Source organism: Comamonas piscis (assembly GCF_014109725.1).
In the GTDB taxonomy this organism is placed as follows: Bacteria; Pseudomonadota; Gammaproteobacteria; order Burkholderiales; family Burkholderiaceae_C; genus Comamonas; species Comamonas piscis.
Window position 1 is genome coordinate 3,495,312 of the sequence record NZ_CP058554.1, and the last position, 17,832, is coordinate 3,513,143.

Sequence of the window (17,832 nt, forward strand, 5' to 3'; positions counted from 1 at the left end):
TCTCTGGCACCGTAAAACCCTGTCAGCCCGGCCAGCAAATCCGGGTGAGACAGGATCAATCCCAGCGATCAGATGGTCTGGGTGGCGCGGTCTGCCTGCAAGGCCGTGCCCAAGATCTGTTCAATCTTGTAACGCAGTTCGTCGGTCTTCGGGTCTTTGGGAAAACGCACGCCAATGCCCTGGGTGCGGTTGCCGCTGGCGCCGGCTGGTGTTACCCAGCCCACCTTGCCGGCGATCGGGTAGCGCTGCGGATCTTGCGGCAGGGTCAGCAGCAGGTAGACATCATCGCCCAGCGCATAGTCCTTGGGCGTGGGCACAAAAATGCCGCCTTCTTTGAACAAGGGGATGTAGGCGGCATACAGCGCTGCCTTTTCCTTGATAGCCAGTTGCAGAACGCTGGGGCGCGCGCCGGCCGTGCCCGGTGTGGGAGTGGGACTGTTCATAGACTGCAAGGATAACCAAATTTTGCGACCTCTCGCCCTGTGCGGACGCAAACATCGCTGCGCTGGCCGGCTTGTTACAGCGCAGGCCGCGTTGCCATCAGCGGCGCGATTGCAACACGCTGGCCGCTTGGGCCACCAGGGCTTCGAGCATGAGCCCCTGGTTGAAGGGGTGGGATGCCGTGCGCAGCGACTGCGTCAAGGCCTTGCTCCAGCGTGCCAATACCGCCAACGCTGGCGGTGGCGGCAAATCCGCTGCCTCAAAAAACCGTGGTGCAGCCCCCACACGCAGCATCAGCAGGTCATGGCAGAGCTTTTGCAAGGCATCGACCACCTCGGGCGCCGACAGGCTGGCCAGAGCGCCGGGCTGGCCATTGGCCAAATCCTTGGGCAGTTTTTTCCAGACCTGGGGCGAGCGGCCCGCCTGCATCTGCGCCAGCGCGTCATCGGGGCGGCCGCCCGCTGCCTGCAGCAGGGCGTCTACCTGGTCCTCGGGCACTGCTTGCGCCACCAGCCAGTTGCGGGCCGATGCAGCATCGGGCCACTGCATGGTATGGGCCAGGCAGCGGCTGCGGATGGTGGGCAGCAGCTGGTGTGCGGCCTCGGTCGCCAGCACAAAGCGCGCATCACCCGGCGGCTCTTCCAAGGTTTTGAGCAGCGCGTTGGCCGTGATGGCATTCATCTTCTCAGCGGGGAACACCAGCACCGCCTTGCCCTTGCCCCGGCCCGAAGTGCGCTGCGTGAACTCCACCGCATCGCGCATCGCATCCACCCGGATCTCCTGGCTGGGCTTGCGCTTCTTGTCGTCAATGTCGGCCTGGGCTTTTTCCGGCAAGGGCCAGCCCAAGGCCAGCATCTCCGTCTCGGGCATCAGCACACACAGGTCCGTGTGGGCATGCACATCAATCGCATGGCAGCTGGCGCAGTGGCCACAGGCGCCCTGGGGCGTGGGCGCATCGCAAAGCCAGGCCCGCACCAGGCCCATGGCCAACGAGAACTGGCCCAGGCCCGAGGGGCCTTGCAGCAGCCAGGCATGGCCACGCTGGGCCAGCAGTTGCTCGCGCTGTCGGTCAATCCAGGGCGCTGCCGGGGCCGGTGCTGCGGATACGGGCTCGGCCGCTGCGCTGTTCTTGGCGGTGGCCATCTCAGCCCTCTACCTGGCTGGCGCTCAGCCAGCCTTGGGCTTCAACCGCCTCGCGCACCGCCTGCCAGACCGCCGGCTTGGGCTGGTGCGAGTCAATGCGCGCAAAACGCTCGGGTTGCGCCAGTGCCCGCTCGGCATAGCCGGCAGCCACCCGGGCAAAAAATTGTTGGGGTTCGGCCTCAAAACGGTCGGGCGCACGGGCACCGGCCAGGCGCTCTGCCGCCACCTCGGTGGGCAGGTCAAACCAGATGGTCAGGTCAGGCTGGCGCAGCACGCCTTGGCCCAGTTCGGGCCGGGCCTGCACCATGTGCTCCAGTACCGACAGCACCTGCAGGTCAAAACCGCGCCCGGCGCCCTGGTAGGCAAAGGTGGCATCGGTAAAACGGTCGCACAGCACCACATCGCCGCGCGCCAGTGCGGGCTCAATCACCTGCTGCAGGTGGTCGCGCCGGCCGGCAAACACCAGCAAGGCCTCGGTCAGCGCATCCATGGGCTCTTGCAAAAACAGCGCGCGCAGCTTTTCGGCCAGCGGCGTGCCGCCCGGCTCGCGCGTGCTCACCACCTGGCGGCCAGCGGCCACAAAGGCATCGTGCAGGCCTTGGATGTGCGAGGATTTACCGGCGCCGTCAATGCCTTCAAAGCTGATGAACAGACCGCGCGAGGCAGGAGGTGACGCGGCAACAGAGGCGGGAGAGGATGGAGTCATGCTGCGCAAGATTGTACGTGCCCGCCAGCCCCTCGGGCCGCTTCAGGCGGCTGGGTCAAAGTCCGCATCGCCGGCCACACCGCGTTTGCGCGCCACCGCATAAGCCGTCAACACCTGGTGGGCGACCATATCCACACTCGGCCGGGTCACCCCTTCGCGGTCCACCCAGACCTTGGGGGTCAGGCTGCCCGACAGGCAGATGCTGTCGGCATCGCCCAGGCCCAGCAGCGCAGCAACCGGCGCATCGTCAAACGCAATGACATTGACGATCAGCATCTCGCCATCGCCCGCGCCGGCATTGGCACGCACCTTGGCCAGCGCATACGGCTTGCCGGTTTTACTGATGCGCTCCACCGGCTGGCCCAGTATGCGCCCGGATACCAATCCATCCATCATGCTTTGATCCCCCATTGAAGCCCTGCAGTTTAGCTGCTAGAACTGGCTATGCGCAGCAGAAAACAGACCGGAGGCAGTTCCATGGCAGGCCCAATGGCTGCACATCAAGGATGGCGAGTCGGCTTGTCTGGCGGATCGGCGTTAGTTACAGGCACCACCGGAACGCCGTCAAGCGTCCTGAAGTTGGGCAAGGGCGTTTTGCCCAGCGTCCAGGCCATGCGCGACCCCGCACCGATCAAGGCACCCATCACCCAGAAGACACCACCCACCCCGATGGCAGCCCCGGCAGCGCCAAACATCAGCGGCATGCAGACGCTGGAGCCATTGATCAGCATCAGCCGCAGACCCACGGCCTCGCCATGGCGCTCCTCGGGGGTGATCTGGTGCAGCATGCTCATGGCCATCGGCTGCACGCTGCCCAGGCCAATGCCCAGCAACGCAGAGCAAAAAGCCATGGCCCAGGCATTGGGCATCAGCGGGTAAATGGCAAAGATGGCGGCGGTCAGCACCATGGCGGCCATCACCACGGTCATCTCACGCAGGTGGCGCGAAATGGCAGGCAGCAGCACGCGGATAACAAAGGCAGCCAGTGCAAACACGCCCAGCACGGCGCCAATCTCGGAGGCCGACAGCCCCCGGTCATGGCCGAGCAAGGGCACGACAAAGGTGTGTACATCCCAGCAGGATGCGACCAGCCAGTTGACGATCAGCAGACGGCGGAAGGACTGCTCGCGCAGCAAATCCCAGGCATGGTGCGGCTGGCCATCGGTCTTGGCCGGTGCCGGTGCTATTTCCTCGGCGCTGCGCACGCACCACCAGGCGACGACCGAGAACAGCGCCAGCACCGCGAACGCGATGCGGTAGGACAGGTTGTTGCCCGCCTGGCCGGTGGAGTGGTCGATGATCAGCCCCGTGACCATGGGCCCCAGAAAATTGGCAATCGCCGGGCCCAGCGATAGCCAGCTGAAAATCTGGCGCAGCTCACTGGCCTCATGCGCGACGCGGCCGGCATGGCGCTGCAGCGCGATGATGGAGATGCCGCAGCCCGCGCCCGTCAGCAAGGCGGACAGGCACAGCACTTCAAAACGGGGAAAGGCAACGCCAATGGCGGTGCCGGCAAAGGCCAGCGCAATCGCCGCCAGCATTGGCTTCATAAAGCCATGCCGGTCGGCATAGCGGCCCGCCGGTAGCGCCAAAAATACCTGGGTCAGCGCAAAAAGGCTGAGCAAGAACCCCACGGCGCCGGGGGTGTAGCCATCGCGCAAGGCCAGCAGCGGAGCCGCCAAGCGCGTGCCTGTCATACAGGTATGGACAAAAAACTGGCCGATGATCAGCCGCATCAACTCGCGATTCACGCGTTTCCTTCAGTGCCTTGTTCACTTGGCACTTGCTTGGCCTGCATTGTCCTCTAAGAAATAGGGGTAAGGCTGTCGCCTTCGTCCGGGTCCGTGCTAATGGCCCCTATCTCGCCGGCGGTCGGTGTCTCATGCACATGCGAGAGCCGTTTTTTGATGGCCCGCGTGCGCACATCGACCTGCTCAAACTTCTTGGCCGCCTGGTCCAGCGACTTGCGCGTGGCCTCCACCACCTCGCCAAACTTGTTGAACTCGGTCTTGACCTGGCCCAGCACGGCCCAGACCTCGGAACTGCGCTTTTCGATGGCCAGGGTCTTGAAACCCATCTGCAAGCTGTTAAGCATCGCCGCCAAATTGGCAGGGCCGGACACCATCACCCGGCAGTCGTTTTGCACCGCCTCGACCAGGCCCGGCCGGCGCATCACCTCGGCAAACAGGCCCTCGGTGGGCAGATAGAGCACCGCAAAATCCGTGGTATTGGGGGGCGACACATACTTGCTGTGGATCTTTTTGGCCTCCAGGCGGATGGAGTTTTCAAAGCTGGTGCTCGCCGACTGGATGGCCGCCTTGTCCATGCTTTCCTGCGCATCCATCAGCCGCTGGTAGTGCTCGACGGGGTACTTGGAGTCAATCGGCAGCCACACCGGCTTGTCCTCGCTGTGGCCCGGCAGGCGGATGGCGAACTCCACCATCTCATCGCTGCCCGGCACGGTCTTGACATTCTTGGCGTACTGCTGTGCCGTCAGCACGTTGTCGATGATCATGCCCAGCTGCAGCTCGCCCCAGGTGCCGCGCGATTTGACATTGGTCATCACGCGCTTGAGATCGCCCACGCTGCCGGCCAGGGTCTGCATCTCGCCCAGGCCCTTGTGTACCTGCTCCAGCCGGTCGCTGACCAGCTTGAAGGATTCACCCAGGCGCTGCTCCAGGGTGGCATGCAGCTTTTCATCCACCGTCTTGCGCATCTCTTCGAGCTTGCTGGCGTTGTCGCTCTGGATGCTGGCGAGGCGCTCATTGAGCGTGCCGCGCAACTGCTCGGCCTGCTGCTGGTTGGCCTGCAGCAGCTGGGCGAGCTGGCGCCCTACCCCATCTTGCATGCCCGTCAGGTGCGACTGCACATCGGTCTTGAGCGTGGTCAGGCTGTGGTGGTTGGCGCGGGTGAGCGCATCAACGCGCTGGGTGAGCGAGGTATCGAGCACCGACAGGCGCTGGTTCACGGCAGCATCGAGGTGGGCCAGGCGCTGGGCCAGCTGGGTCTCGAACCCGGCCAGTGCCTGGGTCAGCTCCTGGCGGCCCAGGCGGGATTCGGCCAGGCTTTGCGACATGCGCGCTTCCAGCGATTCGCGGAACTCGCCCATCACATCCTGGCTGCCCTGGTTCAGCTCGCGCAGCTGCAGGCTGACGTGTTGGGACAAATGGCTAAGCGCTCCTTCGCTGCGCGCCAGCGCCTGTACTGTTTGCTGCTGGTCGCGGGCCTGGCGCTCTTGCTGCTGCGCCCAGGCCTCGCCCAGGTCCACCTTGGGCCGGCGCAGCCACAAGATCAGCAAGTTGGCCAAGGCCGCCAGCAGCAGCAAGGCCAGCAGCACCAAATGGAGCAGCGACGGATCCAGATCCAGATTCACAACCATTCCCCGTTGTTGAGAAGACTGCAAAAATAATAGCTGCTTGCGCCCGCCTGGTGGGCACAAACAGCTATGTTTATTGAAATATTTTGGTTCAGCCTGCGTTGCGGCGGCTTTGCGCCGGCGTATTGACCGGCGTGACTGGCGGCTTGCCGCCCAGGTAGGCCATCAGGTTGTCGGCCGCCAGCTGGGCCATGGCCCGGCGCGTGCCCATCGTGGAGCTGGCGATATGCGGCGTCAACACCACGTTGGACAGTGCCAGCAGATCCGGGTGCACGGCAGGCTCGCCCTCAAACACATCCAGGCCAGCGGCAGCAATGGTTTTGTTCGCCAAGGCCTTGGCCAGCGCCACATCATCGACAATGCCGCCGCGCGCGATATTGATCAGCGTGGCAGTCGGCTTCATGCTGGCGATCTCGGCCGCGCCGATCGTGTGGTGGGCTTCGGGGGTGTAAGGCAGCACCAGCACCAGGTGGTCGGCGGTGCTGAGCAGCTCTTGCTTGCTGACATAGCGGGCCTTGCAATCGGCCTCCAGCTCGGGGCTGAGACGCGAGCGGTTGTGGTAGATGACCTGCATGCCAAAGCCATGGGCGCCGCGCCGGGCAATGGCCTGGCCGATGCGGCCCATGCCCAGAATGCCCAGGGTGCTGCCATGCACCTCGGCGCCGGCAAACAGGTCATAGCGCCAATCCTTCCACTGACCGGCGCGCAAGAAATGCTCGCTCTCGGTAATGCGGCGGGCAGTGGCCATCAACAGCGCAAAGCCAAAATCGGCCGTGGTCTCGGTCAGCACATCGGGCGCATTCGTGCCCTGTACGCCAGCTGCCGTCATCGCCGCCACGTCAAAGTTGTTGTAGCCCACCGCCATGTTGGCGCAGATCTGCAGCTGCGGGCAGGCGGCCAGCAAGGCCGCATCGATGCGCTGTGAGCCGGTGGTCAGCACGCCATCCATGCCTTGCAGGCGCTCGGCCAGCTCGGCGGGCGACCAGGCGATATCGTCCTGGTTGGAGCGGACATCGAAATGTTGTTCGAGCACAGTGACCACTTCGGGAGAAATGGCGCGGGCGATCAGAATTTTCGGGCGGGACATCAGCAGTTTCCTCGGCGGTTCAGCGGAACCAGATAAAAGTCATCACGATAAACAGCGGCACCAGGATGGAGCACGACCAGGCCATATAGCCAAAGAAGCTGGGCATGCGCACCCCACGGCTCTCAGCAATGGCCTTGACCATCATATTGGGGGCATTGCCGATATAGGTGTTGGCGCCCATGAAGACCGCACCGGCAGATATCGCCGCCAAGGTCGTGCCCATCGAGGTCATCAGCACCTGGGGATCGGCCCCGGCGGTGTTGAAGAACACCAGGTAGGTGGGCGCATTGTCCAAAAAGCTGCTGAGCAGGCCTGTCGCCCAGAAGTACATCGCCGGGTCCGGCGTGCCATCGGGCCGGGTGACGGCACGCACCACGGCACCAAACGGCCCATTGATGCCGGCCTGCAGCATGGCGATGACGGGGATGATGGTCAGGAAAATGCCGGCGAACAGCTTGGCCACTTCCTGCATGGGGCCCCAGTCAAACTGGTTGGCCGCGTGCGCTGAGGCTGGCGTGAGCTTGAAGGACAGCAGTGCCACCCCGATCAGCCCCAGGTCCCGCAGCAGGGATGGCAGAGTCACCACCACACCGGCAACATCCCATTGGATATCGGACTTCCAGAACCCGCTCATCAGCACCAGCGCAATCACCGCGCCCAGCAGCACAAAATTGATCTTGCCCTCAAAGCCCAAGCCATGGGTATCGGGCGTGGGATCCGTGCGGGGCTTTTGCGCATCAAAGCGCAGCATATAGCGGTCCAGCACATAAAAGATCAGCAGCAGCGACGCGACCAGGAAGAAGGTCTCGGCAAAGATATGGCGCACCGTCCAAAAGAAATCCACGCCCTTCAAAAAACCCAGGAACAGCGGCGGATCGCCCAGCGGCGTGAGCGACCCACCGGCATTGGAGACGATGAAGATAAAGAACACGACGACGTGTGCGCAGCTTCTGCGCCCATCATTGGCGCGGATCAGCGGGCGGATCAGCAGCATCGAGGCGCCAGTGGTGCCCATGAAGCTGGCCAGCACCGCACCGATGGCCAAAATGGCCGTGTTCAATCCGGGCGCACCATGCAAATTGCCGCGAATGTAGATGCCGCCCGAGACGGTGAACAAGGCGGTGAGCAAAATCACAAACGGAATGTATTCGGCCACCAGCGCATGGGCCAGGCTACCAACTGCCAGACTCGGGCCAAACACCGCCGCAAACGGCAGCAAAAATGCCAGCGCCCAAAAAGCCGCCACCTTGCCAAAATGATGGTGCCAGAAGCTGGGCAAAAACAGCGGCATCAGCGCAATCGACAGCAAGATGCCAGCAAAAGGCACACCCCAGAGCAGCGACAAATCGGCGCCATTGAGCGTTGCTGCACTGGCCCAACCCGGGGTGGCCAGCAAAGCCGCTGCCGCTGCCCTGCCCCAGCGTCGATCCCCGCCTACATATCGCTGCCCCAACTGCGCCATTGCCTGCTCCTTGTGTTTGTACTTGTGCATGCTTGGCCACCCACCAGATATCGGGGCCTAAGCAGCCCGGTGATTTTAGTCAGCCGCCCAGGGGCAACGCGCCTCCCGCAGCGACAGCTCTCTCCCGATTAACCCGCACGTGCGGGCGCGGGTGCCACGCCCTGGGGTGGCACATGTTGGCTTGGGGCCAGGTTAAAGACTTGGCGCAGGTAGGCCAGGTACTTCTCGTCATCGCACATGCCCTTGCCCGGCGTGTCCGATATCTTGGCCACCGGCTGGCCATTGCAGCGCGTCATCTTGATGACGATCTGCAGCGGCTCATAGCCCAGGTCGTTGGTGAGGTTCGTACCCACGCCAAAGGCGAGCTGGCAACGGCCCTGGAAGCGCTCGAAAAGCGCAATCGTGCGCGGAATGGTGAGCGCGTCGCTGAAGATCAAAATCTTGGTCAAGGGATCGACCTTGTGCAGCTTGTAGTGGGCGATCAAGCGCTCGCCCCAGCTGAAAGGATCGCCGCTGTCGTGGCGCGCGCCATCAAAGAGCTTGCAGAAGTAGAGGTCGAAGTCGCGCAAAAAAGCATCCATGCCATAGACATCGGACAGCGCAATACCCAGATCACCCCGGTACTCCTTGGCCCACATGTCAAAGCCGTAGATCTGGCTCTCCCGCAAACGCGGGCCCAGCGCCTGGCAGGCCTGCAGGTATTCATGCGCCATGGTGCCCAGCGGGGTGAGGCCCAGCTGTTTGGCAAACAGGGTATTGCTGGTGCCGGCCAATTGGCCTCGGCGCTCGCCCGGCATCGCAGGATGCGTGGCCACGCCCAGCCCGCCCACGAGGCTGCCCAGCACCTCGCGCTGCCAGCGGTGGCTAAAGCGCCGGCGTGTACCGTAGTCGGCGATCTTCAGCGCCTCCAGCCCGGGCCCGCGCATGGCTTCGATCTTGCCCGCCAGGCGCCTGCGGCCCTCGGCCCAATCTGGCTCAGGCTGGGTGTTGCGAAAGTAGACCTCATTGACGATGGCCAGCACCGGAATCTCGAACAGCACGGTATGCAACCAGGGGCCTGCGATGCTGATGTCGATCTCGCCACCGGGCAGAGGCGTGACGGTGATGTACTTTTCCTTGAGCTGGTAGAGCCGCAGAAAATCGATGAAATCGCTCTTGATAAAACGCAGCGATTGCAGATAGGCCAATTCGTCATCGGCAAACCGCAGGCTGCAGAGGTGTTGGATCTCTGCGCGGATCTCATCCACATAAGGGGCCAATTGCACCCCCGGGTTGCGGCAGCGGAACTTGTATTCCACCTGGGCCCCCGGAAACTGGTGCAGCACGACCTGCATCATGGTGAACTTGTACAGGTCGGTGTCCAGCAGACTTTGGATAATCATGTTTGGCAGCACAGGGTTGCGCGCCCACACCCGCTGCAACCAACCGGCTGCCGCTGCAGACGCCATGTCTCATATTTCCAACCCAGCGCCTTTTTCATAAGGTCGCAACAGCGGCCAGTGTAGGCGATTGGCCGCTGCCCTGTGGCCGCACTGCCAACGGCCTAAGCCAACTGCAAGGTCTCCAAAGCCTCGCGGGTGGCAGCAGACAGCGCCACTGGGCGACGGCTGCCGCGATCGACATACACATGGACAAAATGCCCGCATGCGGCGCTTAGCGGCTCGCCCGCGACAAAGATGGCCAATTCGTAGCGCACACTGCTCTTGCCCAAGTGCGCCACGCGCACGCCCACATCCACATCTTGCGGGTACGACACCGGCGCAAAATAGTGGCACTGCGTCTCCACCACCAGGCCAATGCTGGTGCTCGCTTCTATATCGAGTACGCCCTTCTCGATCAGCAGGCGGTTGACGGCGGTATCGAACCAGCTGTAATAAACCACGTTGTTGACATGCCCGTAGGCATCGTTATCGGCCCAGCGCGTGGTGACGCGCACAAACTGCGCATACGCGTCGCGCGGTTGCGGCTGGGGCCGCTCGTTTTGCTGCTGAGAAGACATCTTGGCCATCCTGGTCACAAAGTTCGCAGGGATTGTAGAAGTGACGCCCCCTGGCGTCACGGCCACCATGCAGCGTTGGAGACAGCCATTAAGCCGGGCTGCCATCGTGCTGACACATGCAGCGATTACAAATTCAAAGCAGGCTGGTTTCAGTACAATTCGGTTGCCAATTCGTTACCCTATCAACGAATTAAACAATTGGTAAATGATTGAAATCAAATCAGAAAACTTTTTTGCTGCACTGCACAAAAAGGGCTTGCAAAAGGCACGCAGATGCCCAACAATAGAGTCATTGTGCAGTGCAGCAATTTAAAGCAATGCACAAACCCCCAGCGCACAGACTGTGCCTGGACTTGTACCTTCACAACTTCTTTCGAGACGGAGTATGAACATGGCATTGACCCCTGACCAAATCCTGGCTGCACACAAAGCTAATCTGGAAACCCTGATGGGCCTCACCCACAAGGCTTTCGAAGGCGTGGAAAAGCTGGTGGAACTGAATGTGGCCGCTACCCGCGCTGCACTGTCCGACGTATCGACCAACACCTCGGCCGTGCTGGACGCCAAGAACGCCCAAGACCTGATGAGCGTGCAAAGCAGCCTGCTGCAGCCCATGGCTGAAAAAACCGCTGCTTACAGCCGCCACCTGTACGAAATCGCTGCTTCGACCAGCCTGGAATTCAGCAAGGCTTTCGAAAACAAGGCCGTGGAAGCCCAGTCCAAGTTCAACGAATTTGTGGACACCGCCAGCAAGAACGCACCTGCAGGCTCCGAAAGCGCTGTGGCCGTGATGAAGACCGCTGTTGCTGCCGCCAACAACGCCTACGACTCCGTGCAAAAGGCCGTCAAGCAAGCTGGTGAAGTGGCTGAAACCAACTTCAACACCATCACCAACAACGCAGTCAATGCCGCTGGCACGGTCAGCGCTGCTGCTACCGCCAAGCGCCGTTAATCTGGTTGTTGACCAAGGGCCGTTTGTGGCGCAAGACCTACAGTTTGGTCAAATTTGTGCCCCGCCTCTGGACAAAGCCAAGGGTTAACCCTAGAATACAGATATTGCATTGACTTGTTCAGTGCACCCAGTTGTCTCCTTGGATCTTTTCGAAACCCGGTTTCATTGATCCAATTCAAGCCCGGCTTAGGCCGGGCTTTTTTTTGCCCGTAATTTGCCGCAAGCAAGATTGCGGTCGCCACGGTCTTAAAGCTAGCTCTGCAAAGTCCGCTTTGCTGGCTCCCCCGCCAGAGGCCTTTTTTCCTGGGGCAAGGGTTCCGCAGCGCCCTGCGCTGGCGAGCAGCCAACTTAAGCGCATCTGAATAAGCACAGGCTCTGCAATGGCTTGAATAAAAACAATTCTTGTTTCAATTAAGATGCAGGTCCAACTTTACAGAGACGTTTTGCCCTATGCATTCTTTCAAAATCCTTGCACTGGCTTGCGCCATCACGGCAGGTGCTGCTGCACAAGCCCAAGAAGTGGTCAACCTGTACTCTGCCCGCCACTACGCGACAGATGAGGCGCTCTATAACAACTTTACAAAAGCGACCGGCATCAAGATCAACCGTGTGGACTCGGACGACGCAGGCATTGTGGCCCGCCTCAAAGCCGAAGGCGCTGCCTCCCCCGCCGACGTGGTGCTGATGGTGGATGCCGCCCGCCTCTACCGCGGTGAGAAGGACAACCTCTTCCTGCCGATCCGCTCGGCCAAGCTCGAAGAAGTGATCCCCGCCAACCTGCGCGCCCAACCCGAAGCCGATGGCGGCATCACCTGGTTTGGTCTCTCGACCCGTGCCCGCGTGATTGCCTACAACAAGGCCAAAGTGAACGCAGAAGATGTCGACAGTTATGAAAAGCTGGCCGACCCCAAGAACAAGGGCAAGATCTGCATCCGCTCGGCCTCGCACCCCTACAACCTGAGCCTGTTTGGCGCCGTGACCGAGCATATCGGCGAGGCCAAGGCCCAGCAGTGGCTGCAAGGCGTGAAGGACAACCTGGCCCGCGCACCCAAGGGCGGCGACACCGACCAGATCAAGGCCGTGGCCGCTGGTGAATGCGATATCGCCATCACCAACAGCTACTACCTGGCCCGCCTGATGCGCTCCAGCAACCCAGCCGATGTGGAAGTGGCCAACAAGGTCAGCGTGGTGTTCCCCAACCAAAGCAGCTGGGGCACGCACCTGAACATCGCGGGTGGCGCGGTCGCCAAGTACAGCAAGAACAAGGACAATGCCGTCAAGTTCCTGGAGTACCTGGCCAGCCCTGAGGCCCAAACCTACTTTGCCAATGGCAACAACGAGTGGCCCGCTGCCAAGAATGTGCAGACCGACAACCCTGCGCTGAAGGCCATGACCATGGACAAGCCTTTCAAGAGCGAGACCATCCCGATCAGCGCCGTGGGTACCAATATGCCCAAGGTGCAGCAAATGCTGGACCGCGCTGGCTTCCAGTAAGCGCCCCACTCTGTCACTAAAAGCCCGTTCGCGGGCTTTTTTTGTGACTGCGCGGGCCGTGTGCCTCAGCTAAGATGACTTGATTCAACAAGCAGGAGACATAGCGATGCATATCGCCGACAAGGTATTTATCGTCACAGGCGGCGCTTCCGGCCTGGGAGAAGGCACGGCACGCATGCTGGCCCGTGAGGGCGCGACCGTCGTCATCGCCGACATGCAGGCCGAAAAAGGCCAAGCACTGGCGCAAGAGCTGGGCGGCGCCTTTGTGCAGTGCGATGTGTCCAATGCGGAACAAGCCCAGGCCGTGGTCGCCAAGGCGGTATCGCTGGGCAAGCTGTTTGGCCTGGTCAACTGCGCCGGCATTGCACCGGCCGAGAAGACCGTGGGCAAAAACGGCGCGCACTCGCTGGAAGTCTTCAGCAAGACCATCACGGTCAACCTGATCGGCAGCTTCAACATGATTCGCCTCTGCGCCGAAGCCATGGGCAAGAACGAGCCCGAAGCCACCGGCGAACGCGGCGTACTGATCTCGACGGCCAGCGTGGCCGCCTATGATGGCCAGATCGGCCAGGCCGCCTATGCAGCGTCCAAAGGCGGTGTTGTCGGCATGACCTTGCCGATTGCCCGCGATCTGGCGCGCAACGGCATCCGCAACATGACGATTGCCCCGGGCATTTTTGGCACCCCCATGCTTTTTGGCATGCCCCAGGAGGTGCAGGATGCCCTCGCCGCTGGCGTCCCCTTCCCCAGCCGTCTGGGCACCCCTGAGGACTATGCCAAGCTGGTCAAACACATTGTCGAGAACGATATGCTCAACGGCGAAGTGATTCGCCTGGATGGCGCCATCCGCTTGGCACCCAAGTAAGTCGATACCGCCCGGGCTCACCGGGCCAACATACAAAAAGCCGATCTGCTGAAGCCCTCAGCGATCGGCTTTTTCTTGGGCGCTGCACACTGGCGGCGGCCATGAAAAAAGCCTTCTTGTCATGCAACAAGAAGGCTTTTGGAATCTGGCGGAGTGGACGGGACTCGAACCCGCGACCCCCGGCGTGACAGGCCGGTATTCTAACCAACTGAACTACCACTCCTGGCAGGAAACTTTGCTCGCCTTGACGGCTACAAGTGCTTCAAACTTGGCGACCCTACGGGGATTCGAACCCCGGTACTCACCGTGAAAGGGTGATGTCCTAGGCCTCTAGACGATAGGGTCAATCCTAGAACGTTGTCTGCGCTGCACCCCATTGGCGGTGCCTCAGACAACTTTAATTGGTGGAGGTAAACGGGATCGAACCGATGACCTCTTGCATGCCATGCAAGCGCTCTCCCAGCTGAGCTATACCCCCCAATGCTTTCATATCAACCCAATACTTTGTCGGAGTCACTCGCTGTACCTGAGTACAGCTTCGCGACTCCTTCGCGTCTTGGCTCGATCTAAAAACATTTAACAACTGTGGCGGAGTGGACGGGACTCGAACCCGCGACCCCCGGCGTGACAGGCCGGTATTCTAACCAACTGAACTACCACTCCTGGCAGGAAACTTTGCTCGCCTGACGGCTACAAGTGCTTCAAACTTGGCGACCCTACGGGGATTCGAACCCCGGTACTCACCGTGAAAGGGTGATGTCCTAGGCCTCTAGACGATAGGGTCAATCCTAGAACGTTGTCTGCACTGCACTGCGTCGGCGGTGCCTCAGACAACTTTGATTGGTGGAGGTAAACGGGATCGAACCGATGACCTCTTGCATGCCATGCAAGCGCTCTCCCAGCTGAGCTATACCCCCCAATATTTTTATATCAACCCAATACTTTGTCGGAGTCACTCGCTGTACCTGAGTACAGCTTCGCGACTCCTTCGCGTCTTGGCTCGATCTAAAAACATTTAACAACTGTGGCGGAGTGGACGGGACTCGAACCCGCGACCCCCGGCGTGACAGGCCGGTATTCTAACCAACTGAACTACCACTCCTGGCAGGAAGCTTTGCTAGCTATTGTATAGCATCAAGCGCTTCAAACTTGGCGACCCTACGGGGATTCGAACCCCGGTACTCACCGTGAAAGGGTGATGTCCTAGGCCTCTAGACGATAGGGTCAAAACCTGGATTTGCCTTGCGGCTATCGATTAAAAAAGCGCCCTCTTAATCAAAGGCGCTTTTTGTCGAGCGACTAACCAAACTGGCGGAGTGGACGGGACTCGAACCCGCGACCCCCGGCGTGACAGGCCGGTATTCTAACCAACTGAACTACCACTCCTGGCAGGAAGCTTTGCTAGCTATTATATAGCATCAAGCGCTTCAAACTTGGCGACCCTACGGGGATTCGAACCCCGGTACTCACCGTGAAAGGGTGATGTCCTAGGCCTCTAGACGATAGGGTCATAACCTAAGAACCGATTTCTCGCTTCTGATAATCCTTGGTGGAGGTAAACGGGATCGAACCGATGACCTCTTGCATGCCATGCAAGCGCTCTCCCAGCTGAGCTATACCCCCCAATCAGCAAGCTTTACAATTACTTGTTGCTGCTCACCGAAGACTCGAATTATAGGGCGTATTTCAGCGCTTTTGCAGTCTTTCGATAATTTTTTCACGACCGAGTAATGCAAGCACCGCGTCCACCGAAGGCGTATGGGCTGTGCCCACGGCCAAAACACGCACCGGCATGGCCAGTTGCGGCATCTTCATGCCTTGTGTCTTGAGCACTTGCTTGAAGCCGGCGCTGATCGCTTCCTTGCTCCAATCACCCTCTTGCAGCACCTGCAGCAGCTCGTCGATCACGGGAATGATCTCGGGCGTTACATGGGTGGCCAGGTCTTCTGCGCTGGGCTGCACGTCTTCATAGAACACGCTGGCCCATTGCGCCAGGTCCACCAAGGTGTCGCAGCGGTCTTTGAACAGCGCGCAGATGCGCGGCAGGCGACCGTCGCTCACGGTGATGCTGTCGAGACCCAGGTTCTTCAAGAACGGGGTCAGCATGGCAGCGAGCTCATCGTCGGGCGTCAGCTTCATATGCTGGGCATTCACCCAGCGCAGCTTGGCGTCGTCAAACTGACCGGCGCTGCGGCCCAGGTGGTCCAGGTTGAACCATTCCAGGAACTGCTGGCGCGAGAAAATTTCGTCATCGCCGTGGCTCCAGCCCAGGCGTGCCAGGTAGTTCACCATGGCATCGGGCAGGTAGCCCTCGTCCCGGTACTGCGTCACCGGCTTGGCGCCATTGCGCTTGCTCATCTTCTCGCCCTGCTCGTTCAGCACGGTGGGCAAATGGGCAAACACCGGCACGTCAGCGCCCAATGCTTCAAAAATGTGAATCTGGCGCGGCGTGTTGTTCACATGGTCGTCACCGCGGATCACGTGGGTGATGGCCATGTCCATGTCATCGACGCAGACGCAGAAGTTGTAGGTGGGCGTGCCATCCGGGCGGGCAATGACCAGGTCATCGAGCTCGGTGTTCTGGAACTCGATACGGCCCTTGCACTTGTCTTCCCAAGCCACGACACCGGCCAGCGGCGTTTTGAAGCGCAGCACGGGTTTGACACCTTCGGGCACCGGCGGCAGCACCTTGCCCTCTTCCGGGCGCCAGGTGCCGTCGTAGCGTGGCTTTTCCTTGTTGGCCATCTGCTTTTCACGCAGTGCGTCCAGCGCTTCCATGCTCATGTAGCAGGGGTAGACATAGCCTTTTTCCAGCAAGGTGGCCAGCACCTCTTTGTAGCGGTCCATGCGCTGCATCTGGTAGAACGGACCCTCGTTGGGGTCCAGCTGCAGCCAGGCCATGCCTTCAAGGATCACATCGACCGACGCCTGGTTGGAGCGCTCCAGATCGGTGTCTTCAATGCGCAGAATGAAATCGCCTTGGCTGGCTCGCGCAAAAGCCCAGGGGTAGAGCGCAGAGCGGATATTGCCCAGGTGGATAAAACCGGTGGGCGACGGGGCAAAACGGGTACGTACTTTGGTGCTCATGTCAGGGTGTCCAGGCCGCGCAACAGGTCGGCTTTCAAATCATCCAGGTGTTCCAGGCCGACGGAGATGCGGACCAGACCCTGGCCCACGCCAGCGGACTGGCGCTGCTCCTCCGTCAAGCGGCCATGCGAGGTGCTGGCCGGATGCGTGATGGTGGTCTTCACATCGCCCAGGTTGGCGGTGATCGAGCACAGCAAGGTGCTGTCCACCACATGGAAGGCATTGGCACGCAGTTGCTCCGCGCCCTCTCCCACCACATCGAAGGCCAGCACGGCGCCGCCCATGCCATTTTGTTGGCGCATGGCCAGCGCATGCTGCGGATGGCTTTCCAGCCCTGGGTAGTACACCCGGGCCACCTTGGGATGGCCTTCCAGCCAACGGGCCAACTCCAGCGCGGCGGCGCTTTCGGCCTTCACCCGCAGCGACAAGGTCTCCATGCCCTTCATCACCACCCAGGCGTTGAACGGCGAGAGGTTGAGCCCGCCGCTGCGCAGGAAGGTGCCCATGACCTTGTCCACCAGCGCGACCGTGCCGCACACGGCACCGGCCATGACACGGCCCTGGCCGTCGAGAAACTTGGTGCCCGAATGCACCACCAGATCCGCACCCAGCTTGACGGGCTGCTGCAGCACCGGCGTCGCAAAGCTATTGTCCACGGCCAGCAAGGCGCCATGCGCATGGGCCACATCGGCGAGCGCAGCGATATCGCAGAGGTCGGTCAGCGGGTTGGTGGGGGTCTCGGCAAACAGCAAACGGGTGTTCGGGCGGATCGCGGCTTTCCAGGCCTCCACATCGGTCTGCGACACAAAGCTGGTTTCCACGCCAAAGCGCGCCATCTCAGTGCCCAGCAGCTTGATGGTCGAGCCGAACATGGACTGCGAGCAGATCACATGGTCGCCGGCCTTCAGCACGGTCAAGGCCACCAGCAAGATGGCGGACATACCGGTCGAGGTGGCGATGGCGCACTCGGTGCCTTCCATCGCGGCCAGGCGGCGCTCAAAGCTGGTCACCGTAGGGTTGCCGGTGCGCGTATAGGTGTAGCCCTCTTCCTGCGCGGCAAAGCGGCGCGCGGCCGTCTCAGCATTGGGCTGCACAAAGCTGCTGGCCAGGTACAGGGCTTCGCTGTGCTCGCCCCATTGGCTGCGCTCCACCGCCTCTCGGACCGCCAAGGTATCTGGGTGCAGGCCCGGCGGCAATTGCTTGTCAGTCATTCTTGTTCC

The 17,832-nt window shown here is 61.2% G+C and carries 15 protein-coding genes and 11 tRNA genes; 3 read left to right on the forward strand and 23 right to left on the reverse strand.

Annotation, left to right across the window (positions count from 1 at the left end; all coding sequences use genetic code 11):
* Positions 1-68 precede the first annotated feature (68 nt).
* The 10 genes from HS961_RS15785 to HS961_RS15830 form a co-directional block, all read right to left on the reverse strand.
* Positions 69-443, reverse strand: coding sequence for a PilZ domain-containing protein (locus HS961_RS15785; RefSeq protein WP_182323601.1), 375 nt, complete (start codon positions 441-443; stop codon positions 69-71).
* A gap of 97 nt (positions 444-540) precedes the next feature.
* A complete protein-coding gene (locus HS961_RS15790) occupies positions 541-1,584 on the reverse strand; it encodes a DNA polymerase III subunit delta' (protein ID WP_182323604.1) in 1,044 nt (347 codons plus the stop codon).
* A gap of 1 nt (position 1,585) precedes the next feature.
* Positions 1,586-2,290: a dTMP kinase gene (gene tmk / locus HS961_RS15795; protein ID WP_182323606.1), complete on the reverse strand. Its 705-nt coding sequence runs from the start codon at positions 2,288-2,290 to the stop codon at positions 1,586-1,588.
* 42 nt (positions 2,291-2,332) lie between these two features.
* On the reverse strand, positions 2,333-2,686 hold the full coding sequence (locus tag HS961_RS15800) for a single-stranded DNA-binding protein (RefSeq protein ID WP_182323609.1): 354 nt from the start codon (positions 2,684-2,686) through the stop codon (positions 2,333-2,335).
* 104 nt (positions 2,687-2,790) lie between these two features.
* Positions 2,791-4,041, reverse strand: coding sequence for an MFS transporter (locus HS961_RS15805; RefSeq protein ID WP_182323612.1), 1,251 nt, complete (start codon positions 4,039-4,041; stop codon positions 2,791-2,793).
* Between the two features lie 53 nt (positions 4,042-4,094).
* On the reverse strand, positions 4,095-5,669 hold the full coding sequence (gene rmuC, locus HS961_RS15810; RefSeq protein ID WP_182323615.1) for a DNA recombination protein RmuC: 1,575 nt from the start codon (positions 5,667-5,669) through the stop codon (positions 4,095-4,097).
* A gap of 88 nt (positions 5,670-5,757) precedes the next feature.
* A complete protein-coding gene (locus HS961_RS15815; RefSeq protein WP_412101600.1) occupies positions 5,758-6,753 on the reverse strand; it encodes a 2-hydroxyacid dehydrogenase in 996 nt (331 codons plus the stop codon).
* Positions 6,754-6,772: 19 nt separating this feature from the next.
* Entirely contained in the window at positions 6,773-8,215 is a 1,443-nt protein-coding gene (locus HS961_RS15820; protein WP_182328288.1) for a sodium:proton antiporter, read from the reverse strand.
* Positions 8,216-8,343: 128 nt separating this feature from the next.
* Entirely contained in the window at positions 8,344-9,597 is a 1,254-nt protein-coding gene (gene pncB / locus HS961_RS15825) for a nicotinate phosphoribosyltransferase (RefSeq protein WP_182323617.1), read from the reverse strand.
* Between the two features lie 161 nt (positions 9,598-9,758).
* Positions 9,759-10,214 (reverse strand): acyl-CoA thioesterase, encoded by a 456-nt coding sequence (locus HS961_RS15830; RefSeq protein WP_238347626.1) that lies wholly within the window; start codon positions 10,212-10,214, stop codon positions 9,759-9,761.
* A 391-nt stretch (positions 10,215-10,605) separates the two neighbouring features.
* Between HS961_RS15830 and HS961_RS15835 the strand changes: the two genes are divergently transcribed.
* The 3 genes from HS961_RS15835 to HS961_RS15845 all read left to right on the forward strand — a co-directional run bounded on the left by HS961_RS15835 (position 10,606) and on the right by HS961_RS15845 (position 13,525).
* Positions 10,606-11,166, forward strand: coding sequence for a phasin family protein (locus HS961_RS15835; protein ID WP_182323620.1), 561 nt, complete (start codon positions 10,606-10,608; stop codon positions 11,164-11,166).
* 450 nt (positions 11,167-11,616) lie between these two features.
* Positions 11,617-12,660 (forward strand): extracellular solute-binding protein, encoded by a 1,044-nt coding sequence (locus HS961_RS15840; RefSeq protein ID WP_182323623.1) that lies wholly within the window; start codon positions 11,617-11,619, stop codon positions 12,658-12,660.
* 106 nt (positions 12,661-12,766) lie between these two features.
* On the forward strand, positions 12,767-13,525 hold the full coding sequence (locus tag HS961_RS15845) for a 3-hydroxyacyl-CoA dehydrogenase (protein ID WP_182323625.1): 759 nt from the start codon (positions 12,767-12,769) through the stop codon (positions 13,523-13,525).
* 146 nt (positions 13,526-13,671) lie between these two features.
* On the opposite strand, the gene HS961_RS15850 is transcribed toward HS961_RS15845, so the two are convergent.
* The 13 genes from HS961_RS15850 to HS961_RS15910 all read right to left on the reverse strand — a co-directional run bounded on the left by HS961_RS15850 (position 13,672) and on the right by HS961_RS15910 (position 17,823).
* Positions 13,672-13,748 (reverse strand) — tRNA-Asp (locus HS961_RS15850).
* 46 nt (positions 13,749-13,794) lie between these two features.
* Positions 13,795-13,870 (reverse strand) — tRNA-Glu (locus HS961_RS15855).
* A gap of 57 nt (positions 13,871-13,927) precedes the next feature.
* Positions 13,928-14,003, reverse strand: a tRNA-Ala gene (locus tag HS961_RS15860).
* Positions 14,004-14,111: 108 nt separating this feature from the next.
* Positions 14,112-14,188 (reverse strand) — tRNA-Asp (locus tag HS961_RS15865).
* A 45-nt stretch (positions 14,189-14,233) separates the two neighbouring features.
* Positions 14,234-14,309: transfer RNA gene (locus tag HS961_RS15870), tRNA-Glu, on the reverse strand.
* 57 nt (positions 14,310-14,366) lie between these two features.
* A tRNA-Ala gene (locus tag HS961_RS15875) sits at positions 14,367-14,442 on the reverse strand.
* Positions 14,443-14,550: 108 nt separating this feature from the next.
* A tRNA-Asp gene (locus tag HS961_RS15880) sits at positions 14,551-14,627 on the reverse strand.
* Between the two features lie 48 nt (positions 14,628-14,675).
* A tRNA-Glu gene (locus HS961_RS15885) sits at positions 14,676-14,751 on the reverse strand.
* Between the two features lie 83 nt (positions 14,752-14,834).
* A tRNA-Asp gene (locus HS961_RS15890) sits at positions 14,835-14,911 on the reverse strand.
* Between the two features lie 48 nt (positions 14,912-14,959).
* Positions 14,960-15,035: transfer RNA gene (locus tag HS961_RS15895), tRNA-Glu, on the reverse strand.
* A 37-nt stretch (positions 15,036-15,072) separates the two neighbouring features.
* A tRNA-Ala gene (locus HS961_RS15900) sits at positions 15,073-15,148 on the reverse strand.
* 63 nt (positions 15,149-15,211) lie between these two features.
* On the reverse strand, positions 15,212-16,612 hold the full coding sequence (gene gltX / locus HS961_RS15905) for a glutamate--tRNA ligase (protein ID WP_182323628.1): 1,401 nt from the start codon (positions 16,610-16,612) through the stop codon (positions 15,212-15,214).
* The gene (locus HS961_RS15910; protein WP_182323631.1) at positions 16,609-17,823 is read right to left on the reverse strand and encodes an O-succinylhomoserine sulfhydrylase; all 1,215 of its coding nucleotides are present in this window, start codon (positions 17,821-17,823) and stop codon (positions 16,609-16,611) included. The genes gltX and HS961_RS15910 overlap by 4 nt, the downstream gene beginning before the upstream one ends.
* Positions 17,824-17,832: the final 9 nt, after the last annotated feature.

What these genes read in the sequence shown, in the direction of transcription:
- HS961_RS15785 (WP_182323601.1), bottom strand. Translation starts at nt 443, where the DNA reads ATGAACAGTCCCACTCCCACACCGGGCACGGCCGGCGCGCGCCCCAGC.
- HS961_RS15790 (WP_182323604.1), bottom strand. Translation starts at nt 1,584, where the DNA reads ATGGCCACCGCCAAGAACAGCGCAGCGGCCGAGCCCGTATCCGCAGCA.
- tmk (WP_182323606.1), bottom strand. Translation starts at nt 2,290, where the DNA reads ATGACTCCATCCTCTCCCGCCTCTGTTGCCGCGTCACCTCCTGCCTCG.
- HS961_RS15800 (WP_182323609.1), bottom strand. Translation starts at nt 2,686, where the DNA reads ATGATGGATGGATTGGTATCCGGGCGCATACTGGGCCAGCCGGTGGAG.
- rmuC (WP_182323615.1), bottom strand. Translation starts at nt 5,669, where the DNA reads ATGGTTGTGAATCTGGATCTGGATCCGTCGCTGCTCCATTTGGTGCTG.
- HS961_RS15815 (WP_412101600.1), bottom strand. Translation starts at nt 6,753, where the DNA reads ATGTCCCGCCCGAAAATTCTGATCGCCCGCGCCATTTCTCCCGAAGTG.
- HS961_RS15820 (WP_182328288.1), bottom strand. Translation starts at nt 8,215, where the DNA reads ATGGCGCAGTTGGGGCAGCGATATGTAGGCGGGGATCGACGCTGGGGC.
- pncB (WP_182323617.1), bottom strand. Translation starts at nt 9,597, where the DNA reads ATGATTATCCAAAGTCTGCTGGACACCGACCTGTACAAGTTCACCATG.
- HS961_RS15830 (WP_238347626.1), bottom strand. Translation starts at nt 10,214, where the DNA reads ATGTCTTCTCAGCAGCAAAACGAGCGGCCCCAGCCGCAACCGCGCGAC.
- HS961_RS15835 (WP_182323620.1), top strand. Translation starts at nt 10,606, where the DNA reads ATGGCATTGACCCCTGACCAAATCCTGGCTGCACACAAAGCTAATCTG.
- HS961_RS15840 (WP_182323623.1), top strand. Translation starts at nt 11,617, where the DNA reads ATGCATTCTTTCAAAATCCTTGCACTGGCTTGCGCCATCACGGCAGGT.
- HS961_RS15845 (WP_182323625.1), top strand. Translation starts at nt 12,767, where the DNA reads ATGCATATCGCCGACAAGGTATTTATCGTCACAGGCGGCGCTTCCGGC.
- gltX (WP_182323628.1), bottom strand. Translation starts at nt 16,612, where the DNA reads ATGAGCACCAAAGTACGTACCCGTTTTGCCCCGTCGCCCACCGGTTTT.
- HS961_RS15910 (WP_182323631.1), bottom strand. Translation starts at nt 17,823, where the DNA reads ATGACTGACAAGCAATTGCCGCCGGGCCTGCACCCAGATACCTTGGCG.